Source organism: Thioalkalivibrio sp. ALE25, from assembly GCF_000377285.1.
Classification (GTDB): Bacteria; Pseudomonadota; Gammaproteobacteria; order Ectothiorhodospirales; family Ectothiorhodospiraceae; genus Thioalkalivibrio.
This window is the reverse complement of record NZ_KB897934.1, coordinates 50,691-69,066: the sequence shown is the minus strand read 5'-3', so window position 1 is coordinate 69,066 and position 18,376 is coordinate 50,691. Positions and strand designations below refer to the sequence as shown.

Here is an 18,376-nt window from a genome sequence, read left to right as displayed (position 1 = left end):
CGCACCGATGCTGGCATTTCGGATGCTCGACCAGTACCTTGCGTCCTCACACCCAGCTAACGTCACGGACGCATGGACGAAACCGACTACACGGTCGACAAGCCGGACCGGATCGCCGGCATTCTCAAGGACCTAGACCACAAGCTCACCCTGGTCAGCGTCCGGCTCGACGCCGACGGCCCGCTGTACACTTCGGCCCTGGTCCGGCTGGACCCCGCCGCGAAGGAACTCTTTCTCGACGAACTGAATCCGCCGCGCGCGCACCAGCATGTCACCTCCGGTATGCCCCTGCGGGTATTCGCCGCGCTGCGCGGCGTGGCCGTACGCTTCTCCACCACCGTGGCCCGGATCGAACATGAAGAAGGCGGCGCCCTGTACGCCTGCCCCTATCCCGAAACACTGGAGCATCTCCAGCGCCGCGAAACCTTCCGCGTTCACATCCCCATGGCCCAGCGCCCGCAGATCGAACTGCGCGCGCCCGGCTGGAAGGACCCGGTCATCGGCGAGCTCGTCGATCTCTCGGGCCAGGGCATGTGCATCGAGCTGGCCACGGCCACGCTCGACACGCTGGAGACCGGCACCACCCTCGCGTTCACCAATCTGCTGCTCCCCGACGTCAGTGAGCGGCTCTCGGGCGACCTGCGCCTGGCCAACCGGCGGCGCAGTACGCGGGAGGGCTACGAATACGCCGGCTTCGAGATTGTCGGGATGACCCAGTGGCTGGAGCGCCAGACCAACCTCGCCTTGCTGCATTACCAGCGCGAGGCGCGTCGCCGCTCGATGGAATAGACCCGCCCGGACAAACTCGGACGTCAGACACAAAAAAGGCCGCTACAAGCGGCCTTTTTGATGCTTCCCGTTTGGTCGGGACGGCAGGATTTGAACCTGCGACCCTCTGCACCCCATGCAGATGCGCTACCAGACTGCGCCACGCCCCGAAGCCGCGAACTATATCCGATTCCCCGCCGTCACGAAAGCACCCAACACCGTCAAAGCGAACCGAGCGCCCATCACGGCACACGGCTGTTTAGTTCACCACAGAGTGCACGGAGGACACAGAGAAACGCGAGGGAACGGAAGGCATCGATGGCTCGCGGATTCGGAGACGGGATGCGCCCCAATGGATGCGGCCCTTTAACCCGCGACCAGACCCGAAAGACCTTCTTCGTGAACTTCGTGCCCTCTGTGCTTCAAAAAGACTTTCTGAACGCGGGCACAAGGAAGGTCAGGCGCGGAGCGTGCGCAGTACGGACTCGAGCTCGGAGATGGTGTCCTGGATGATCTGCTGGGCCTGCTGGCGATCGCCCTTCGCCTCATCACCGGAGAGCTTCTGGCGGGCCCCATTGATCGTGTAGCCCTCCTCGTACAGCAGAGCCCGGATCTGGCGGATCAGGATCACGTCCTGGCGCTGATAGTAGCGGCGGTTCCCGCGGCGCTTCACCGGCGCCAGCATCGGGAATTCCTGCTCCCAGTAGCGCAGCACGTGCGGCTTGACCTGGCACAGCTCCGCCACCTCGCCGATCGTGAAGTAGCGCTTGCCCGGGATCGCGGGCAGTTCCTGGTGGTTACTCGCCTCCAGCATAGCTCTCTACCCGCTCGCGCAGTTTTTGCCCCGGGCGGAAGGTAACCACGCGTCGCGCGGATACCGGGATCTCCTCGCCCGTCTTCGGATTGCGTCCCGGACGCTGGTTCTTGTCGCGCAGGATGAAGTTGCCGAAGCCCGAGAGTTTTACGCCCTCGCCTGCTTCCAGCGACTGGCGCATTTCCTCGAAGAACATCTCGACGAATTCCTTGGCCTCCCGCTTGTTGAGACCCAGTTCCTCGTTTAGCACGGCGGCAAGATCCGCCTTGGTAACAGCTGCCATCGCCTTATTGTCTCAGGGTTGCGTTGAACCGGGCCTGGAGATGCTGCATCACCGCGTCGGTGACGCCAGCCACATCCTGTTCGCCTAGGGTGCGATCAAAAGCCCGTAAAATCAAGCCCAAAGCCAGGCTCTTCTCGTCCGGATTCAAGCCCTTGCCCTGGTACAGATCAAACAGGCGGACATCCTGCACCGGCTCCAGGTCCAGCTCCCGGATGGCCGCCAGGACGTCGCCGGCGGCGACCGATTCGCCGACCACCACCGCCAGATCGCGCCGGATCGACGGATAGGGCGACAGCGGGCTGAACTGGGCCACCGGCGCGCGGGCCACGGCGACCGCGTCCAGGTCGAACAGGTAGACGGGCTCCACGTCGAATCGCTCGCACAGGGAGGGGTGCAACCGCCCGACCCAGCCAATCGCCTGGCCATCCACCAGGACGCGCGCTGACTGACCATCATGCAGCGCCGGGTGCCGTTCCATACGGAAGCCCAGCTCCCCGGAGAGCCGCTCGCAGAGGGTCTCCACTACCCCCTTCGCGTCAAAGAAATCGATCTTCCTCGGTGTCCCTTCCCAGTGCTCCGGTGCCGCCCGGCCACCGAGCAGACCGGCCAGGCGTGCCTCCTGGCGCAAGCCCGAGGCATCCGGCACAAACCGCAGACCGTGCTCGAACAGCCGCAGATCCGGTTGCTGGCGGGCCTGGTTGTACGCCGCGGTGGTTACCAGTCCCGGCCACAGCCCGGGACGCATCACCGCCAGGTCGGACGAGATGGGATTGGCCAGGGCCAGGGGTTCGACGTCCGGATAGAACGCCCGGGCCGTGTCCGCCGCAACAAAGCTGAAGCTGATGATCTCGTGAAACCCGCGGCGCGCGAGCCCGTCGCGCAGTGACCGCAGGGCATTGTCCGGGGTCACCGGCGCCACGGGCGTCGGCAGGGTCTGCGGCAGGGCATCGTAGCCGTGCACCCGCGCCAGCTCCTCGATCAGGTCCTCTTCGCGTTCCAGATCGAACCGCGCGCGCGGCGCCCGCACCGACCAGCCATTACCGACCGTCTCGACCTCGCAGTCCAGCGCCCGCAGGATGCGTTCGATCTCGGCGGCATCGAGTGTGATCCCCAGCAGCCGCTGGACCCGCTCCGGGCGCAGGGTGATCGCGCTCTCCCGGTGCGGAGCCGGCGTCTCGCCGGTCTGCTCGATCGGGCCGCACTGCCCTCCGCAGATCGCAAGAAGAAGCTCTGTGGCGCGCTCCATGGCCCGGGGGACCAGGGTGGGATCGACCCCGCGCTCGAAGCGGTGCGAGGCATCGGTGTGCAACCCGTGGGCCCGGGCGCGGCCGGCCAGGGCACGCGGGGTAAAATGAGCGCACTCGAGGATTACCCGCGTGGTGGCGTCGTCGACCGCACTGGTGGCCCCGCCCATCACGCCGGCGAGCGCCAGCGGCCCATCCTCTCCAGCAATCACCACGTCCCTGGGCGACAGCTTCACCGTCTCCTCCCCACCCAGCAGGGCCAGGGATTCACCCCCTTCCCCGCGGCGCACGATGATCCGTTCACCGGCGCGCCCGGCATCAAAGGCATGCAGGGGCTGGCCCAGCTCCAGCATGACGTAGTTGGTCACATCCACGATGGCGCTTAGCGGACGCACCCCGGCACGCCGCAGGCGTTCCGTCATCCAGACCGGTGTGGCAGCCTTCGCGTCCAGCCCCTCCAGCACCCGCGCCGCATACAGCGGGCAGGCCTCCGCATCGCGGACCTCAATGGCCACACGGGCTTCGCTGGCCACCTGCACGCCCGGCATGTCCGGGGCGTGCAGCGGGCGATCGAGCAAGGCCGAACATTCGCGGGCAATACCCCGCATCCCCAGGCAATCCGCCCGATTCGGGGTCAGGTCCACCTCGAGGATGATGTCGTCCAGCCCCAGGGCCTCGCGCAGGTCCAGGCCGGCCTCCAGGTCCGATGGCAGCGCCATCAGTCCCGCCGCATCCTCGGACAGGCCCAGCTCGCGCGCCGAGCAGAGCATCCCCTCGGAGGCCACCCCGCGCAGCTTCGAGCGCTTGATCCGGAAATCGCCGGGCAAAACCGCCCCCACCACGGCCACAGGCGCACGCATGCCCTCGTGCACATTGGGCGCCCCGCACACGATGGTCAGCGGCTCCGCCGCGCCGGCCGCGACCCGGCACACGCGCAGGCGATCGGCATCCGGATGCGGCTCCACCGAAAGGACATGCCCCACCCGCACGCCGCTGAAATCCGGGGCCGCGGGCTCCAGGGCGTCCAGCTCCAGCCCTGCCATGGTCAGGCGATGCCCCAGCGCCTCCGGGGTTTCGTCGATCTGCAGCCATTCCTGCAGCCACTGCACACTGATACGCATTAGCCTGTCTGCCCGAATTGCCCGATAAAGCGGATATCGTTGTCGAAGAACAGCCGGAGGTCATTCACGCCGTGGCGCAACATCGCCATGCGCTCCACCCCCAGCCCGAAGGCAAAGCCCGTGTACTGCTCGGCGTCGATCCCGACGTGCGCCAGCACGTTCGGATGCACCATCCCGCAGCCCATCACCTCCAGCCAGCCGGTATGGCTGCACACCCGACAGCCCTCCCCGCCGCAGTGCACGCACTGGATGTCGACCTCCGCCGAGGGTTCGGTGAACGGGAAGTAGGAGGGCCGAAACCGGGTGGCCAGATCATCACGGTCGAAAAAGGCCTGCAGGAACGCGCTCAGCACACCGCGCAGATCCGCGAAGGTGATATCCGTATCCACGCACAGTCCTTCCACCTGATGGAACATCGGGCTGTGGGTTAGGTCGGAGTCACAGCGATACACCCTACCCGGCGCGATGACCCGCAGCGGCGGCTTCTGCTGCTCCATGGTCCGGATCTGCACCGGCGAGGTATGCGTACGCAGCACCCGGTGGGCGTCGAAGTAGAACGTGTCGTGCATCGCCCGCGCGGGGTGATGCTCGGGGATATTCAGGGCCTCGAAGTTGTGGAAGTCGTCCTCCACCTCCGGTCCCTCGGCCACGCGGAACCCGAGACCGGCAAAGAAGGTCTCGATTCGTTCAAGCGTCTGCGTGATCGGGTGCAGGGCACCCGGCCCCGGCCGGCGCCCCGGCAGCGTCACGTCCACCCGCTCGCTGGCCAGCTGATCCGCCAGGGCCGCCTGCGCCAGCGCTTCCTTGCGCGCCTCGATCAGACCGGCGACCTCGGCCTTGGCTTCGTTCACCTTCTGGCCCGCGGCGGGGCGTTCCTCCGCCGTCAGCTTGCCGAGTTCCTTCAACTGGGCGGTAATCGACCCCTTCTTGCCCAGGTACTGCACCCGGACCTCATCCAGCGCCTTCAGGTCGGTGGCCGCCTCGATGCGGTCGCGCGCCTCGGCGACGAGCTGTTGCAGTTGCTCCACGTGCGTTCCCCGAAAATGATGGGCGACGGCTTACCCGCCGTCCCGGTGTTCCCTGTTCCCGAAACAAAAAAGGGAGGGCGTCGACCCTCCCCTTTCCGGGACCCGCCAGGCAATGCCCGGCGGGTAATCCTGCAGGATCCTGCTCAGGCCGGCAGTGCGGCCTTGGCCTTTTCGGCGATCTTGCCGAAGGCGGTCAGGTCGTGCACGGCCAGATCGGCCAGGCTCTTGCGGTCGATCTCGATCTCGGCCTTCTTCAGACCCGCCATCAGGCGGCTGTAGGAGAGATCGAACTGACGGGCCGCCGCATTGATGCGGACGATCCACAGCGACCGGAACTGGCGCTTCTTCTGGCGACGGTCACGGTAGGCGTACTGGCCGGCCTTGATGACGGCCTGGTTGGCAACGCGGAAGACGTTCTTCCGGGCGCCGTAGTAGCCCTTGGCCTGCTTCAGGACCTTCTTGTGACGGGCGTGAGCGGTTACACCGCGCTTGACTCGTGGCATGTCTCGATTCCTCGGTCAGTTCAACGGTACGGCAGCAGCTTGCGCACGGCCGGGGCATCCGACTCGTGCACCATCGCCGGACTGCGCAGGTGACGCTTACGCTTGGTAGGCTTCTTGGTCAGGATGTGGCTGCGGTGCGACTGGAACCGCTTGAACTTCCCCGACCCGGTACGGGTGAAGCGCTTGGCCGCACCCCGATTGGTCTTGATCTTCGGCATTACTCTCTCCGGCATTTGGGGCCGTACCCGATTCGGGCCGGCCGTTTGTGAAAAGGCGATACGGGTATGCGGAGACCCGACCGCCCTTGTTGTCTGACCGGCCTACTTCTTCTTGCCGGTCAGCACCATGATCATCTGGCGCCCTTCCATCTTCGGGCGCTGTTCCACGACCGCAATATCGGCCATGTCCTGCTCGATCTTGTCGAGCAGCTCGCCACCGAGTTCCTGGTGGCGCATCTCGCGCCCGCGAAAGCGGATGGTGACCTTACCCTTGTCGCCGGCCTCGATGAAGCGGCGCAGGTTGCGAAGCTTGACGTTGTAGTCGCCCTCGTCCGTACCCGGACGAAACTTCACTTCCTTGATCTGGATCTGCTTCTGCTTCTTCTTGGCTTCCTGCGCCTTCTTCGCCTGCTCGAACTTGTACTTGCCGTAGTCCATGATCCGGGCCACGGGCGGCTCGGCATTCGGCGAGATTTCGACCAGGTCCAGACCGCTTTCCGCGGCCATTTCCAGGGCCTCTGCAGTACTGCAGACGCCGCGATTCTCGCCCTCGGCGTCGATCAGTCGGATTTGCGGGCTGGTGATCTGATCGTTCAGGCGGACCGTTTTCGCTGCGCTAATAGCCTTCTCTCCAGTTCAAGGTTCAGTGTTGGCGACTCGCGACCTCCTCCCGGAGGCGCTCGCCGAAGGCCTCGAGACTCATCACGCCGAGGTCTTCTCCGCTTCGCGTGCGTACCGCGACCTGCCCGTTTTCCATTTCCTTGTCTCCAAGGACCAGCAGATACGGCACGCGCTTGAGCGTGTGCTCGCGAATCTTAAAGCCGATCTTCTCGTTTCTCAAGTCGGACTCGACCCGGAAACCCTTGTCCCGCAGCGTCTTGGTGACCTCGCGGGCGTAGTCGTCCTGGCGCTCGGTAATGGTCAGCACCTCGGCCTGCACCGGCGCCAGCCAGGTCGGGAAGTGCCCGGCGTAGTGCTCGATCAGCACGCCGAAGAAGCGCTCCACCGACCCCAGCAGCGCGCGGTGGATCATGATCGGGCGACGGCGCTCGTTGTCCTCGGCCACGTACTCCATGTCGAAGCGCTCGGGCAGGTTGAAGTCCAGCTGTACCGTGGAGCACTGCCATTCGCGGCCGATCGCGTCGTGGATCTTGATATCGATCTTCGGTCCGTAGAACGCACCACCGCCCTCGTCCACCGAATACTTCAGCCCCTTCTTCTCGATCGCCGAGCGCAGCGAAGCGGTCGCGTGCTCCCAGATCGCGTCGGAGCCGACCGCGTCCTCGGGCTTGGTCGAGAGGTTCACGTCGAACTTCTCGAAGCCGAAGGTCTGCAGGACCTCCAGCGTCAGGTCGATCACCGCCATCACCTCGGCCTCGATCTGGTCCTCGCGGCAGAAGATATGGGCGTCGTCCTGGGTGAAACCGCGCACACGCATCAGCCCGTGCAGCGCACCGGACATCTCGCGGCGGTACACCGTGCCCATCTCCGCCCAGCGCAGCGGCAGGTCGCGGTAGGAGTGCAACCGGTCCTTGTACATCAGCACATGGAACGGGCAGTTCATCGGCTTGAGCTGGAAGGCCTGATGCTCGTCCTCCATCGGCTCGTACATGGACTCGGCGTAGAAGTCCGCGTGGCCGGAGGTCTTCCACAGCTCGAGGTTCGCGATGTGCGGCGACACGACGAAGTCGTAACCCGCCTTCTCGTGCATGTCGTACCAGTACTTCTCGATCTCGCGGCGAATGCGCGCGCCCTTCGGGTGCCAGAACACCAGGCCGCCACCGGCCTCGTCCTGGATCGAGAAGAGATCCAGCTCCTGGCCGATCTTGCGGTGATCGCGGCGCTCGGCCTCTTTCAGGCGTTCCAGGTATTCCTTCAGCTGGTCCTTGTTCGGCCAGGCGGTGCCGTAGATGCGCTGCAGCATCTCGTTGTCGGAGTCGCCGCGCCAGTAGGCGCCGGCCACCTTGGTCAGCTTGAAGGCCTTCAGCTTGCCGGTGGAAGGGATATGCGGGCCGCGGCAGAGATCGACAAAGTCGCCCTGCTTGTACAGCGAGATGTTTTCGCCCTGCGGGATGCTGGCAATGATCTCGGCCTTGTACTCCTCGCCCATGTCGCGGAAGTACTTCACCGCCTCGTCGCGATCCATCAGCGAGCGCTCCACCGGCAGGTCCTGTTTGGCCAGCTCTTTCATCCGCTTCTCGATCTTCTCCAGATCCTCCGGCGTGAAGCCGCGGTCATAGGCAAAGTCGTAGTAGAAGCCGTTCTCGATGGTCGGGCCGATGGTGACCTGGGCCTCGGGAAAGAGCTGCTTGACCGCCTGCGCCATCAGGTGCGCGGTCGAATGCCGGATGATCTCCACCCCCTCCGGGTCGCGGTCGGTCACGATCGCGAGTTCGGCGTCATCGTCGATCTCGTGGCGGGCATCGACCAGCTGGCCATTCACCTTGCCGGCCAGGGTCGCCTTGGCGAGGCCCGGACCGATGTCCTTGGCCACATCCAGCACGGTGACCGGATGATCGAACTCGCGGCGGCTGCCGTCGGGGAGGGTTACTGCGGGCATTGCGAGGCTCCTTCGCCGACCCATACGCGGGGTCGAACGTCGCGTGTAAAAGATTGGAATTGCCGGAAACGACAACGGCGCGAAGCGTATCACACGCCCCGCGCCGTCGGCAGGTTTCCCGGCCTGCAGCCGGGATTCCCAAGGGAGACGCTGATTGAATCGCACGTCCGCGTTGGCGCCCCCTGTTTTCCGAGACAAGGCGCGTCGTGCAGCGGGTAGTGGTTCTACCCGCAAGCGGCGCAACGCAGGATCGGGGAACAGGGGGCACCAACCCCACAAGCCATTGAAAGCCGGGGCTCGGCCGCTTTTGCGCGCGCACGGCGTTACGGCTCCCTTGTGCAGAATGACTGCACGGCGGTCACCGCGCCTTGTTCGCACGCAAAAGCGAATCGAGCGCGGACGCGCGATTCAATCAGCGTCTCCCTAGGGGTGGCTTACATGTTGCCTTCGATAAACAGGTAGGTCCGGTTCACGTTCGGGCGGTGCCAGTCATCGTAATGACGCAGATGCTTGAACTCTTCCAGATCCGCGAGTCGGTCCACCACCTCGCTCAGGGATTCCCAGTCTTCGATCCCCGCGCGCACTTCGCGCACCAGCAACTCGAGGTAATCACCGGTATCCTGGCGCGCCTCGACCATATCCGTCGCCCGGCCATGACCCGGCACCACAATCTCCGGGTCAATGGACTCCAGGTGCCGGAAGGCCTCCAGCTTTTCCACCGGGTTGCTGAACGGATGAATCCCCAGCATGCGCTCGGTGTAGACGATATCGCCGGTAAAGACGACGTCCTCGCCCGGCAGATGGACCATGATGTCACCCGGGAAATGGGCATCCCCGGCATAGATCAGCTCGAAGTCCACGCCGCCCACGCTCAGGGTGTACTCATCGGCATCCACGGGGTTCGGTGCCGGAACCGGCTCGGTGCCCTCCATCGCCTCCTCACCCACGGAGTTGGCCAGCGAGGCGATTTGCCCCTCGCCCCGTTCGGCCTGGGTACTCGCGGTCCGCTGGAGTGCCACCAGTTCGGCGCCCTGCTCGTGGAAGTACCCGTTCCCCAGCCAGCGATGGTCCTGCGAGCCTACGGAGATCACGTGCGTGATCGGCTTGTCGGTCACGCCGGCGATCGCCTCTTCCATGCGCTGGGCTACCTTGTAGCTCGGGCCGGAATCGATCAGCACCACGCCCTCGTCCGTGACCACAAAACCGGTGTTGTTGGTGAACCCCAGATTGACCGGCGTGCGGTTCTCGAGCGAGCCATAGAAGTAGTAGACCCGGTCGGTCAGCTGGATCGGCTCCAGCACCTTTTCGATCGGTCGATCCAGCGGCTCGTCTTCCGCCTGCACCGCCATGCCGAGCCCCATCAGACCCAGCGCGAGAAGCGCCGCCTGACCCTGGCGCAGAAGAACATTCAATGTCATGTAATTAACTCTCCTTGGGCCTGGCAGCGCACTCGGCAGACAGGCGAATCGATCCCGAAAGCCTTGAGACTTGAATCCCGCGACTCTCGTTCCAAACGCGCAGCTTAACGGACAACAGGAGTATATACGCACCTGCAGATACAGCAGTCGGTTCAACCCCTGCCGGCATGCCGGCGCCGCGAGCGAACCGCGGTCACGCCCCAGCGCGCCAGGAGCGGAAACACACCCGTCGCGACCAGGGACAGCAGCAGCACCGGCGACAGCAGCCCGTCCAGCCCTTGCAACTGCCCCAACTGCGTACCGGCATTGGCGAAAACGACCGTGGCCGGCAGCATGCCCACCAGCGACACCCAGAAATAGGTCCAGGTCCGGATCGGCAGGAGTCCCATCCCGGCATTCACCAGCAGGAACGGGAACACCGGAATCATCCGCAACGCGAAAAGATAGAACGCGCCCTCGCGGACGAAGCCTTCATTGATCCGCCCCAGCTGCCGCCCGTAACGCCGCTGCACCGCATCGCGCGCCAGCGCGCGGGCTGCCAGGAAGGTCAGCGTTGCGCCCAGCGTGGAGGCCAGTGACGACAGCAACGCCCCCCAGACCACCCCGAACAGGGCACCGCCCGCCAGGGTCATCACCACGATGCCCGGCACGGAAAACGCGGCGACCACCGCATACGCGACAAAGAACAACGCGGCCGTGGACAGGGGCCGTGCATCCCGCCACGCCTCCATCTCCCCGCGCGCGGCCCTCAGGCTCTCGAGGTCCAGCCCCGTTCCCACTCCGGCCAGCAGACAGACGCCGACCAGAGCCATCAGTGCGGCCAGCAGCCCCCAGTAGTAACGGTTCAAGCGCGGTTCCTCGCGTGCAGCTCGGCGAAACCATGCGCGGCAAACCCGTACACTGCAAGTATGAACACATCGCAACCGCATCCGTACGACGCACTGAAGCCCGGGGTGATCCTCGACGCGGTCGAGACCACCGGGCTGCGCTGCGACGGGCGCCTGCTGGCGCTGAACAGCTACGAGAACCGGGTCTACCAGGTCGGCATCGAGGACGCCACGCCGGTGATCGCCAAGTTCTACCGGCCCGGGCGCTGGTCGCCGGATGCCATCCGCGAGGAACATGCCTTCAGCCAGGAACTGGCCACGCGCGAGGTCCCGGTGGTCGCCCCGCTGGCGGACGATCGGGGCGAAACGCTGCACGAACACGCGGGCTTCCTGTTCGCCGTCTACCCGCGCTGCGGTGGCCGCGCGCCGGATCTGGAGCAGCGCGAGACGCTGGTGCGCATTGGCCGCTTCATCGCGCGTATCCACGAGGTCGGGCGCGCCGACCGTTTTCGCGAGCGTCCGGTACTGGATCCCGTGCCACGTGGCGAGGAAGCGCGCCAGGCCGTGCTCGCCTCCGGCTATCTGCCACTGGAACTGGAATCGGTCTACCGCGACCTCAGCGCCGACCTGCTCCAGCGCATCCAGCGCACACTCGACAGCATTGGCCCGGTCCAGCAGCTGCGCCTGCATGGCGACACCCATCCCGGCAACATCCTGTGGACCGACGACGGGCCGCACTTCGTGGATCTGGACGATGCCTGCACCGGTCCGGCGATGCAGGATCTGTGGATGTTCCTGTCCGGCGAGCCCCCGGAGATGGCGTGGCAGATGCAGGCCCTGCTGGAGGGCTACGAGACCTTCGTGCCGCTGGATCGGCGCGAGCTTGGGCTGATCGCCCCGCTGCGCACGCTGCGCATCCTGCGGCATGCCGCCTGGCTGGCCCGCCGCGCCGACGACCCGGCCTTCATCGACGGCTTCCCGGTCTTCTACACCCCGCGCTACTGGGAAGACCACATCCTCACCCTGCGCGAGCAGGCCGCCGCCCTCGACGAGCCCGCGCTCGAGCTGGGTTACTGAACCACCGGCCCCGGCCTCACCGCAGATTCCGGATGAGCTCCAGAACCGAGTCGCGGGTGTCGTCCAGAGCCGTCAGCAGCGCCTCCTCCGCCTCGCGGGCCAATTCGTCGTCCCCGTGCAGGTGCCGCGCATGCTGCGCCCAGGTAGTGTGCAGATGGAGCCCATGCGCCGGCAGTGGATCCGGTAGGACGGAGGTCAGATCCCGTACGCTGGCCGCGCGGCCCCAGCCCCGTATCCAGGTTTCCGCATCGCCAATCCCGGCTGGCACATCGCTCTCGACCGGATGGAAATAACGCCGGTAAAGAACTACCTGCTGGAGTTCGTTGATCTCGCGCGTCAGTTCGAAGGACGCCTGGCGCCAGTTGCGGTGCAGTTCCGATGTCTCGTTGCGCCAGGTGTTGTAGCCGAGGGAGGAGATCGCGATCATCAGCGAGATCATGGCGACGCTGTGCCGGCGCAGTTGGGCCCGTATCCGGTGCCGCCGAGGAACCCGGAGGACATCAGCCCTCGGCACTCGACGCCCGACTCCGTCTACCAGATACCTGAACCAGCCCCTCAGCTTGCCGCCCATTGACGCTCGCCTCACTGAAACCGGGGAAACACTGATCAATGTTTCCCAAAGGCTTTCTGTTTCAGTAACTAGCGTCTTTCACCGACCTTTCCCATGCCCGGGCGTCCGGGTCTGCGGTGCCGGCGTCCAGTCCCTCTCCCTCAGCCGGAAACGCCTTCCGGCCGCGTCCCCACAATGGCGCCCAGGCCACGGTAGTGCTCCAGGAGCTGGCGGCCACTGGCGACCAGGTCATCGGTGACCTCCAGTTCGAAATCGCCAGCCACCCGACGGATCTGTTCGGCGCCCGTCGCCGGCGCCTCGAGCACACGCCACAGCAGGCGGGCACCGAGCGGATTCAGCTCGGCGAAGCGCACCCGCTCCTCGCCCGAGCGATAGGCCAGCAGATAGGTCGGGACCTCACCCGGCTGTTCCGGCTGGAACTCCGCCCCGATGCGATGCACCGGATACTCGTAGGCGAGCAGACGCGCGGTGGCGGAGAACACCGGGACCCCGGTCATCAGGTCGCCGGTGCGGTCGAGGTCCGCGGGGCAGACGTCTTCGGCGTAGACCAGCTCGGTCTCCACCCGCTCGTAATGGGCCAGTTCCGCCAGAAACGGCGGATCGCCGGGCTGCGCCGAACGCTCGTCCGCCAGGTAGCGCACGAACTCCGCCGCCAGTTGCGGGAAGTACGGCGTCTCGCTGCCATGATCACGGTAGAAATCGCGTACCAGCTGTTCCCATGCGGCGGCTTCCAGCAACCCGCGCAAGACCGGAAACCCCCTGGCCAGCAGGTTCGCCACGTTGTTGAAGAACAGCCGCCGGTAGATCTCCAGGCGCCGGCTCTCGATGCCTTCCGGCGCCGGGTAGCGTTCGGGGTCGCGCAGATGCCGCGCGAATGCCGCCTGGATCTGCTGGAAGTCGGTCTCAGGCATGCAGGATACGCTCTTCCTGCCCTGCCCGCGCCTGGAGCTGCATATCGCGGATGCGGTTGGTCTCCGCCAGGAGCTCCTCCAGCGGCGGGAAATTGAAATCACGCTCGAGCAGCGTCGGCACCGGGCCGATGCGCGCGTAGGTCTCGCCCAGCAGATCCCAGACATCGCTGCAGATCGGCTGGCCATGGGTATCGACGCGCAGATCCGGCGCCTCGGCCTCGTGCCCCGCGATATGCAGATAGCGCACCCGCTCCAGGGGCATCGCGTCGAGAAACTCGGTCGGCGCGTAGCCGTGGTTGATGCTGTTGACGACCACGTTGTTCACGTCCAGCAGCAGGTCGCAGTCGGCCTCCTCCAGCACCGCGCGAACAAACGTGATCTCGTCGAGTTCGGCCCCCACCGGGGTGTAATACGAGACGTTCTCCAGGGCCATCCGGCGCCCGAGGATGTCCTGTACCTGACGTACGCGGTCGGCCACGTAGTGCACCGCCGCCTCGGTAAACGGGATCGGCATCAGGTCATACAGATGCCCCTGGCCATCGCCACAGGCCGAGAGATGCTCGCTGTAATCCTCGATCCCGTGAGTATCCAGGAAGGTCCGCAGGTCCTGCAGGAAGGTTCGGTCCAGCGGGCGCGGCCCGCCGATGTCGAGGGACAGCCCGTGGCAGACAAAGGGCTGGGCCTCGGTATATTCGCGAAAGATGCGCCCCAGGCGTCCGCCCAGGTGCATCCAGTTCTCCGGCGCCGCCTCGAAGAAGCCCAGGCGTTCCGTCGCCTCCGGGGCCTCGGCCAGCGGGCCCAGAAGGGCCCGCCGCAAACCGAGCCCGGCACCGCTGACGCGGGCCGGGTTGACGGGCCTGACGCTCCTAGCCGCCACAGGTCCCCTCGCCACAGGCCCCTTCGGAATCCTTGTCGTCGCCGGATCCGCCGCAGGTGCCTTCGCCACAGCTACCTTCGCTGTCCTTGGGTTCTCCGGCACCGCCGCAGGTACCTTCTCCGCAGGCCCCTTCGGCCAGCATCAGCGGCGACTGGCCACCCTGCTGATAGCCGTGGTTCAGGTCGGCCGATGCGAACACCGGGCTGGTGGCCATGGCCATACCGATCGCCGCGCTGCCGACGGCCCCGGCGAGGGTCTTGGTGGAAAACAGATCGTTCTTCATGATTTCACTCCTCGTCTTGCGATTATGGACCCTTGGCTTATAGATCCTTGGGTTATAGACCCTTGAGCTATAGAACCCGGCCCCGTTCAGTAATGGCTGCTCGCACAGCTCTTGGTGTTATCCCCTGCTCATCATCCTCCGACGGATGTAGTAGTCGATGCTGACATAGCGCCCCGCCCCCCAGAAGAACAGGACCAGCAGCATCACGAAAAAGGTCGCGGCCATCTCGATCCCGTTGTTGACGATGGCAAAGTTCCCGGTCTCGGTCAGCCAGTTATAGTTGCCGTGTTCCTGCAGGATGGACTTGGCCCGGTCCAGGCGCATCTGCGCCTGCTCGATCCCGGAACAGTTGAACAGACACATCATCGGGTCGGAGATGCGCTGCCAGCCGTGTTCGAGATGCACGGTGACCGCCGCCACGACCATCGTGATCATCAGCGGGATGGAGAACCAGCGCGTGGCCAGCCCAAGCAGCAGCGCGATCGCGCCCAGCACCTCGGCATAGGCCGACAACAACACCATCAGATACGGGAACGGCATGCCCAGGCCCCAGTCCGCGTTGCCGAACCACATCACCACGCTTTCCTTCGGCAGCAGCCCGTCCAGCTTGTTGGTCCCCGCCATCCAGAAGATGGGGGCGAGGTAAAGCCGCAACAGCAAGGGCGCCAGGAAGTCCGCGCCGCGCGTCCAGTCAAGCCAGCCCTGTATCCGTACCATCAAGTTTCCCGTCGCGCCCATGATGCCCTTCTCCATTTCGTCTGCTACTGGATGAAAGCCTAGACCGACCGCGTCGCCAGTACGCGGGGTCAGACGCCGGCGTTTATGTTCGAGCGTCCAGATCCCCCCTTATGACCACAAAACGGCGGAAACCCGGGGCGCAACGGTCTAAGGTGAATCCCAACCACAAGGGAAAAGGACGTTCAATGGATATCAGCCCCCACGAGGACGTGCTGTCGACGGTACTGGCGGCCTACAACCTGCGCGCGCGCATCGACACCAACCCGCGGCTGTGCGGGGAATGGCAGCTCAGCACCGCGGGTTCGGGGAATGCCAGCTTTCACCTGGTCGGCGAAGGCGGCTGCTATCTGCACATGGAGGATATGGCCCCGGTCTGGATGGAGGCCGGCGATCTGCTGTTGCTGCCCCACGACGACTGGCACCTGATGGCCAGCCGCGACACCGTGCCCGATCGGGACAACCACCTGACGCTGGTCGAGGGTGCGGATCCGCCCGACACCCCGGTCACGCAGCTCCTGTGCGGGCACTTCGAGTTCGATTCCGGCCGGCGCAACCCGATCCTGGCCGCTCTCCCCGACCACATCATCATCCGCCGTCGCGAATCGGGCGAACGCCTGGCGCATCTGGCGGATCTCATGAACATCGAACTCGCGGAGCGTTCCTCGGGCTACCGGCCGGTGCTGGATCGTCTGGCGGATACGCTGTTCGTGATGGCCGTGCGCCATCACATCTGCACCCAGCGCGAGCACTCGGAGGGATCCCTGATCGCGGCCCTGGCGGATGACCGCATCCGCCGCGCGCTGGATGCCCTGCACGCCCGGCCCGAGGCGAGCTGGACCCTGGAAGGCCTCGCCAGCGAGGCGGCCATGTCGCGCAGCAGCTTCGCCGAGCGCTTCCACACCCTGGTCGGGCAGACCCCCATCGACTACCTGACGCAGTGGCGCATGGTCCTGGCCGAGCGGCTGCTGCGCGATGGCCGCGAGTCGGTCGCCAGCGTGATGGACGCGGTGGGCTATACCTCGGAGGCGGCCTTTCGCAAGGCCTTCAAGCGGGTACACGGGTTCGGGCCGGGACGCCTCCGGCAACTGCTGCGCCGTCTGGGCTCCGGCCCGGCCTGAAGGCAGCCGTCAGAAGGTATTCGCGACGCTGGCCACGCCCGGTGCCCGCGAGCGGACCAGGCGTTCGACGACATTCTTGAGATCTAGCGTGGAACGCGGGCAGCCGACACAGGCTCCCTTCAACCGAACCCGCACGGTGCGCCCATCGAGTTCGACGAACTCGATATCGCCCCCGTCCTGCATCAGGATTCGCCGCGCCTCCTCGATCGCGGCGCGCACGGCGTCCTCGTCGATCGGACCGTCGGCGGGCACGTCCGCCGCCTCGCGTTGCGCATGGGTCTGGGCACGGTCCAGACGCAGCGCGAGTTCCGGGTCCAGCTCCTCGATCGCGTCGAGTTCTTCTTCACTGTAGACGTGATCGGGCTCGTCGCTCAGCAGATGCGAGACGTCCACCATCACCTGCGCATTGTCGGGTCCAGCCATGCTCGGGCCTCCGGGTACTCGGCTTTTGGCCAGTATAGCAACGCCCCGCTCCAGCCCAGCGCGAAGCCGCACCCGCCAGCCGGGATCCGCTTCCTCGCGCCCCGGAGGCCAGCGCAGGCGCATGCGCAAGCGGCGCAGGTCCTCCGGGTGCAACCGGCCCGCGTGCAGCCAGAGACGCCGGACCCGACCGGTCTCCGGGAGCCGGACCACCAGGATCACCATCCCGCGCAGCACCCGGGTATCGGGCAGGATCTCCACCCAGTCCACCCGCTCCTGGCGCAGTCCTTCGGCCGTGGCCAGCCACGTCGCGCCATCGGGCGTCTGGCCCAGCCAGTCCCAGGGCGGCGGCCGTGTCCGTCCTTGCCATACCCAGCCGGCCACCGCCAGCCCGAACGCGGGCATCAACGCCCACAACGGACTGTATGCGAGCACGTACCCCACGACCGCCAGCAGCAGAAGGATCTGGCCCGCGAGCGCGAGCCGGGGAAGAACCAGGTCAGGCCGAAGGTGCAGCCGCAGCGGCGGCGCGGATCGCCGGGACAAGCCGGGCTATCCCTTCATCCACCGTGGCCTGGCGACCCATGACCACATCCAGCAGCACATTGTCGGGGTAGTCGAGCAGGCGCTCGAAGGCATCGCGACCCTCCTGGTCCAGTTGCGCATATCCCTGCGCGAGAAACTGCCCGAGCAGCCAGTCGTTCTCCAGCATCCCGCGGCGGCAGCGCCAGCGAGTACGGCTGTCGGGTTCCATCACAAAAACGCCCGTCCAGGCCCCTGGTAGGAGCCTGCTTGCAGGCGAAGCCCCTGCCCGCGTCTGGCTTTGGCGGGGGCATTCGCCTGCAAGCAGGCTCCCACGGGGGCCCGCTTGAGACGGTGCATGGCGCCGGTCACAGCGACTTCTTCAGCATGGTGCGGCGAATGTCGCTGATCGCCCGGCTCGGGTTCAGGCCCTTCGGGCATACCTGCGTGCAGTTCATGATCGTGTGGCAGCGGTAGAGTTTCCAGGCATCGTCCAGCTCGGCCAGGCGGTGATCGGTGGCCTCGTCGCGGCTGTCCTGGATAAAACGCGCGGCCTGCAGCAATGCGGCCGGGCCGAGGAACTTGTCCGGATTCCACCAGTACGACGGACAGGCGGCGGAACAGCAGCCGCACAGGATGCATTCGTACAGACCATCCAGCTGGTCACGATCCTCCGGGCTCTGCTTGCGCTCGACCTCGGGCTCCGGGCTGTCGTTGACCAGCCAGGGCTCGGCCTTGCGGTACTGGTCCCAGAAGTTGCCCATGTCCACGATCAGGTCGCGGATCACCGGCATCCCCGGGAACGGGCGCAGCGTGACCGGCGCTTCCAGATCCGCCAGCGGCGTGATGCAGGCTAGACCGTTCGTGCCGTTGATGTTCATGCCGTCCGAGCCGCAGACCCCGTGCTGACAGGAGCGGCGAAAGCCCAGGGAATCGTCCTGCTCCTTCAGCAACAGCAGCGCATCCAGCAGCATCATCCCCGGCTCGACCTGGTCGTCGGGCAGGGTGAAGCGCTGCATCTTCGGCAGCGTATCCGTATCCGGGTTGAAGCGGTAGATCGAGAATTCCATCCGTA

At 65.8% G+C, this 18,376-nt stretch carries 21 protein-coding genes and 1 tRNA gene; 3 read left to right on the top strand and 19 right to left on the bottom strand.

The genetic code is table 11. The features are described from left to right. The first annotated feature begins 72 nt into the window (after positions 1-72). Positions 73-789 (top strand): flagellar brake protein, encoded by a 717-nt coding sequence (locus tag C996_RS0110110; RefSeq protein ID WP_018867325.1) that lies wholly within the window; start codon positions 73-75, stop codon positions 787-789. A 72-nt stretch (positions 790-861) separates the two neighbouring features. On the opposite strand, the gene C996_RS0110105 is transcribed toward C996_RS0110110, so the two are convergent. The 11 genes from C996_RS0110105 to C996_RS0110055 all read right to left on the bottom strand — a co-directional run bounded on the left by C996_RS0110105 (position 862) and on the right by C996_RS0110055 (position 10,805). After that, a tRNA-Pro gene (locus tag C996_RS0110105) sits at positions 862-938 on the bottom strand. Between the two features lie 287 nt (positions 939-1,225). Next, positions 1,226-1,582, bottom strand: coding sequence for a MerR family transcriptional regulator (locus tag C996_RS0110100; RefSeq protein ID WP_018867324.1), 357 nt, complete (start codon positions 1,580-1,582; stop codon positions 1,226-1,228). Next, entirely contained in the window at positions 1,566-1,865 is a 300-nt protein-coding gene (locus C996_RS0110095; RefSeq protein ID WP_018867323.1) for an integration host factor subunit alpha, read from the bottom strand. Before C996_RS0110095 ends, C996_RS0110100 begins: the two co-directional genes overlap by 17 nt. A gap of 4 nt (positions 1,866-1,869) precedes the next feature. Further along, positions 1,870-4,230: a phenylalanine--tRNA ligase subunit beta gene (gene pheT, locus C996_RS0110090; protein WP_018867322.1), complete on the bottom strand. Its 2,361-nt coding sequence runs from the start codon at positions 4,228-4,230 to the stop codon at positions 1,870-1,872. After that, entirely contained in the window at positions 4,230-5,258 is a 1,029-nt protein-coding gene (gene pheS, locus C996_RS0110085; protein ID WP_018867321.1) for a phenylalanine--tRNA ligase subunit alpha, read from the bottom strand. The genes pheT and pheS overlap by 1 nt, the downstream gene beginning before the upstream one ends. Positions 5,259-5,401: 143 nt before the next feature. Next, the gene (gene rplT / locus C996_RS0110080; RefSeq protein ID WP_017925358.1) at positions 5,402-5,761 is read right to left on the bottom strand and encodes a 50S ribosomal protein L20; all 360 of its coding nucleotides are present in this window, start codon (positions 5,759-5,761) and stop codon (positions 5,402-5,404) included. A 20-nt stretch (positions 5,762-5,781) separates the two neighbouring features. Next, on the bottom strand, positions 5,782-5,979 hold the full coding sequence (gene rpmI / locus C996_RS0110075; RefSeq protein ID WP_017942014.1) for a 50S ribosomal protein L35: 198 nt from the start codon (positions 5,977-5,979) through the stop codon (positions 5,782-5,784). A gap of 102 nt (positions 5,980-6,081) precedes the next feature. Beyond that, a complete protein-coding gene (gene infC, locus C996_RS0110070; RefSeq protein WP_081618407.1) occupies positions 6,082-6,600 on the bottom strand; it encodes a translation initiation factor IF-3 in 519 nt (172 codons plus the stop codon). 22 nt (positions 6,601-6,622) lie between these two features. After that, on the bottom strand, positions 6,623-8,539 hold the full coding sequence (gene thrS, locus C996_RS0110065) for a threonine--tRNA ligase (protein WP_018867319.1): 1,917 nt from the start codon (positions 8,537-8,539) through the stop codon (positions 6,623-6,625). A 434-nt stretch (positions 8,540-8,973) separates the two neighbouring features. Then, a complete protein-coding gene (locus C996_RS0110060; RefSeq protein ID WP_018867318.1) occupies positions 8,974-9,957 on the bottom strand; it encodes an MBL fold metallo-hydrolase in 984 nt (327 codons plus the stop codon). A 152-nt stretch (positions 9,958-10,109) separates the two neighbouring features. Beyond that, positions 10,110-10,805, bottom strand: coding sequence for a TVP38/TMEM64 family protein (locus C996_RS0110055; protein WP_018867317.1), 696 nt, complete (start codon positions 10,803-10,805; stop codon positions 10,110-10,112). 60 nt (positions 10,806-10,865) lie between these two features. Between C996_RS0110055 and C996_RS0110050 the strand changes: the two genes are divergently transcribed. Continuing rightward, positions 10,866-11,861, top strand: coding sequence for a serine/threonine protein kinase (locus C996_RS0110050; protein WP_026279282.1), 996 nt, complete (start codon positions 10,866-10,868; stop codon positions 11,859-11,861). 16 nt (positions 11,862-11,877) lie between these two features. On the opposite strand, the gene C996_RS0110045 is transcribed toward C996_RS0110050, so the two are convergent. The 5 genes from C996_RS0110045 to C996_RS0110025 all read right to left on the bottom strand — a co-directional run bounded on the left by C996_RS0110045 (position 11,878) and on the right by C996_RS0110025 (position 15,256). Next, on the bottom strand, positions 11,878-12,300 hold the full coding sequence (locus C996_RS0110045) for a hypothetical protein (protein ID WP_018867315.1): 423 nt from the start codon (positions 12,298-12,300) through the stop codon (positions 11,878-11,880). A 272-nt stretch (positions 12,301-12,572) separates the two neighbouring features. Further along, the gene (locus C996_RS0110040; RefSeq protein ID WP_018867314.1) at positions 12,573-13,343 is read right to left on the bottom strand and encodes a DUF2063 domain-containing protein; all 771 of its coding nucleotides are present in this window, start codon (positions 13,341-13,343) and stop codon (positions 12,573-12,575) included. Continuing rightward, complete coding sequence (locus tag C996_RS0110035) at positions 13,336-14,220, bottom strand: DUF692 domain-containing protein (protein ID WP_026279281.1); 885 nt, start codon at positions 14,218-14,220, stop codon at positions 13,336-13,338. The genes C996_RS0110040 and C996_RS0110035 overlap by 8 nt, the downstream gene beginning before the upstream one ends. Next, on the bottom strand, positions 14,210-14,503 hold the full coding sequence (locus C996_RS0110030; RefSeq protein WP_018867312.1) for a hypothetical protein: 294 nt from the start codon (positions 14,501-14,503) through the stop codon (positions 14,210-14,212). Before C996_RS0110030 ends, C996_RS0110035 begins: the two co-directional genes overlap by 11 nt. 117 nt (positions 14,504-14,620) lie before the next feature. Further along, positions 14,621-15,256, bottom strand: coding sequence for a DoxX family protein (locus tag C996_RS0110025; protein WP_018867311.1), 636 nt, complete (start codon positions 15,254-15,256; stop codon positions 14,621-14,623). 170 nt (positions 15,257-15,426) lie between these two features. On the opposite strand from C996_RS0110025, the gene C996_RS0110020 reads away from it, so the two are divergent. Then, positions 15,427-16,359, top strand: a complete 933-nt coding sequence (locus tag C996_RS0110020) for an AraC family transcriptional regulator (RefSeq protein WP_018867310.1) — start codon at positions 15,427-15,429, stop codon at positions 16,357-16,359. A 9-nt stretch (positions 16,360-16,368) separates the two neighbouring features. Here C996_RS0110020 and C996_RS0110015 read toward each other — a convergent pair whose 3' ends face one another. From C996_RS0110015 to C996_RS0110005, 3 genes are all read right to left on the bottom strand, one after another. Continuing rightward, on the bottom strand, positions 16,369-17,325 hold the full coding sequence (locus C996_RS0110015) for a NifU family protein (protein ID WP_018867309.1): 957 nt from the start codon (positions 17,323-17,325) through the stop codon (positions 16,369-16,371). Next, positions 17,279-17,533: a succinate dehydrogenase assembly factor 2 gene (locus C996_RS0110010; RefSeq protein WP_018867308.1), complete on the bottom strand. Its 255-nt coding sequence runs from the start codon at positions 17,531-17,533 to the stop codon at positions 17,279-17,281. The genes C996_RS0110015 and C996_RS0110010 overlap by 47 nt, the downstream gene beginning before the upstream one ends. Positions 17,534-17,669: 136 nt before the next feature. Then, on the bottom strand, positions 17,670-18,371 hold the full coding sequence (locus tag C996_RS0110005) for a succinate dehydrogenase iron-sulfur subunit (protein ID WP_018867307.1): 702 nt from the start codon (positions 18,369-18,371) through the stop codon (positions 17,670-17,672). Positions 18,372-18,376 lie beyond the last annotated feature (5 nt).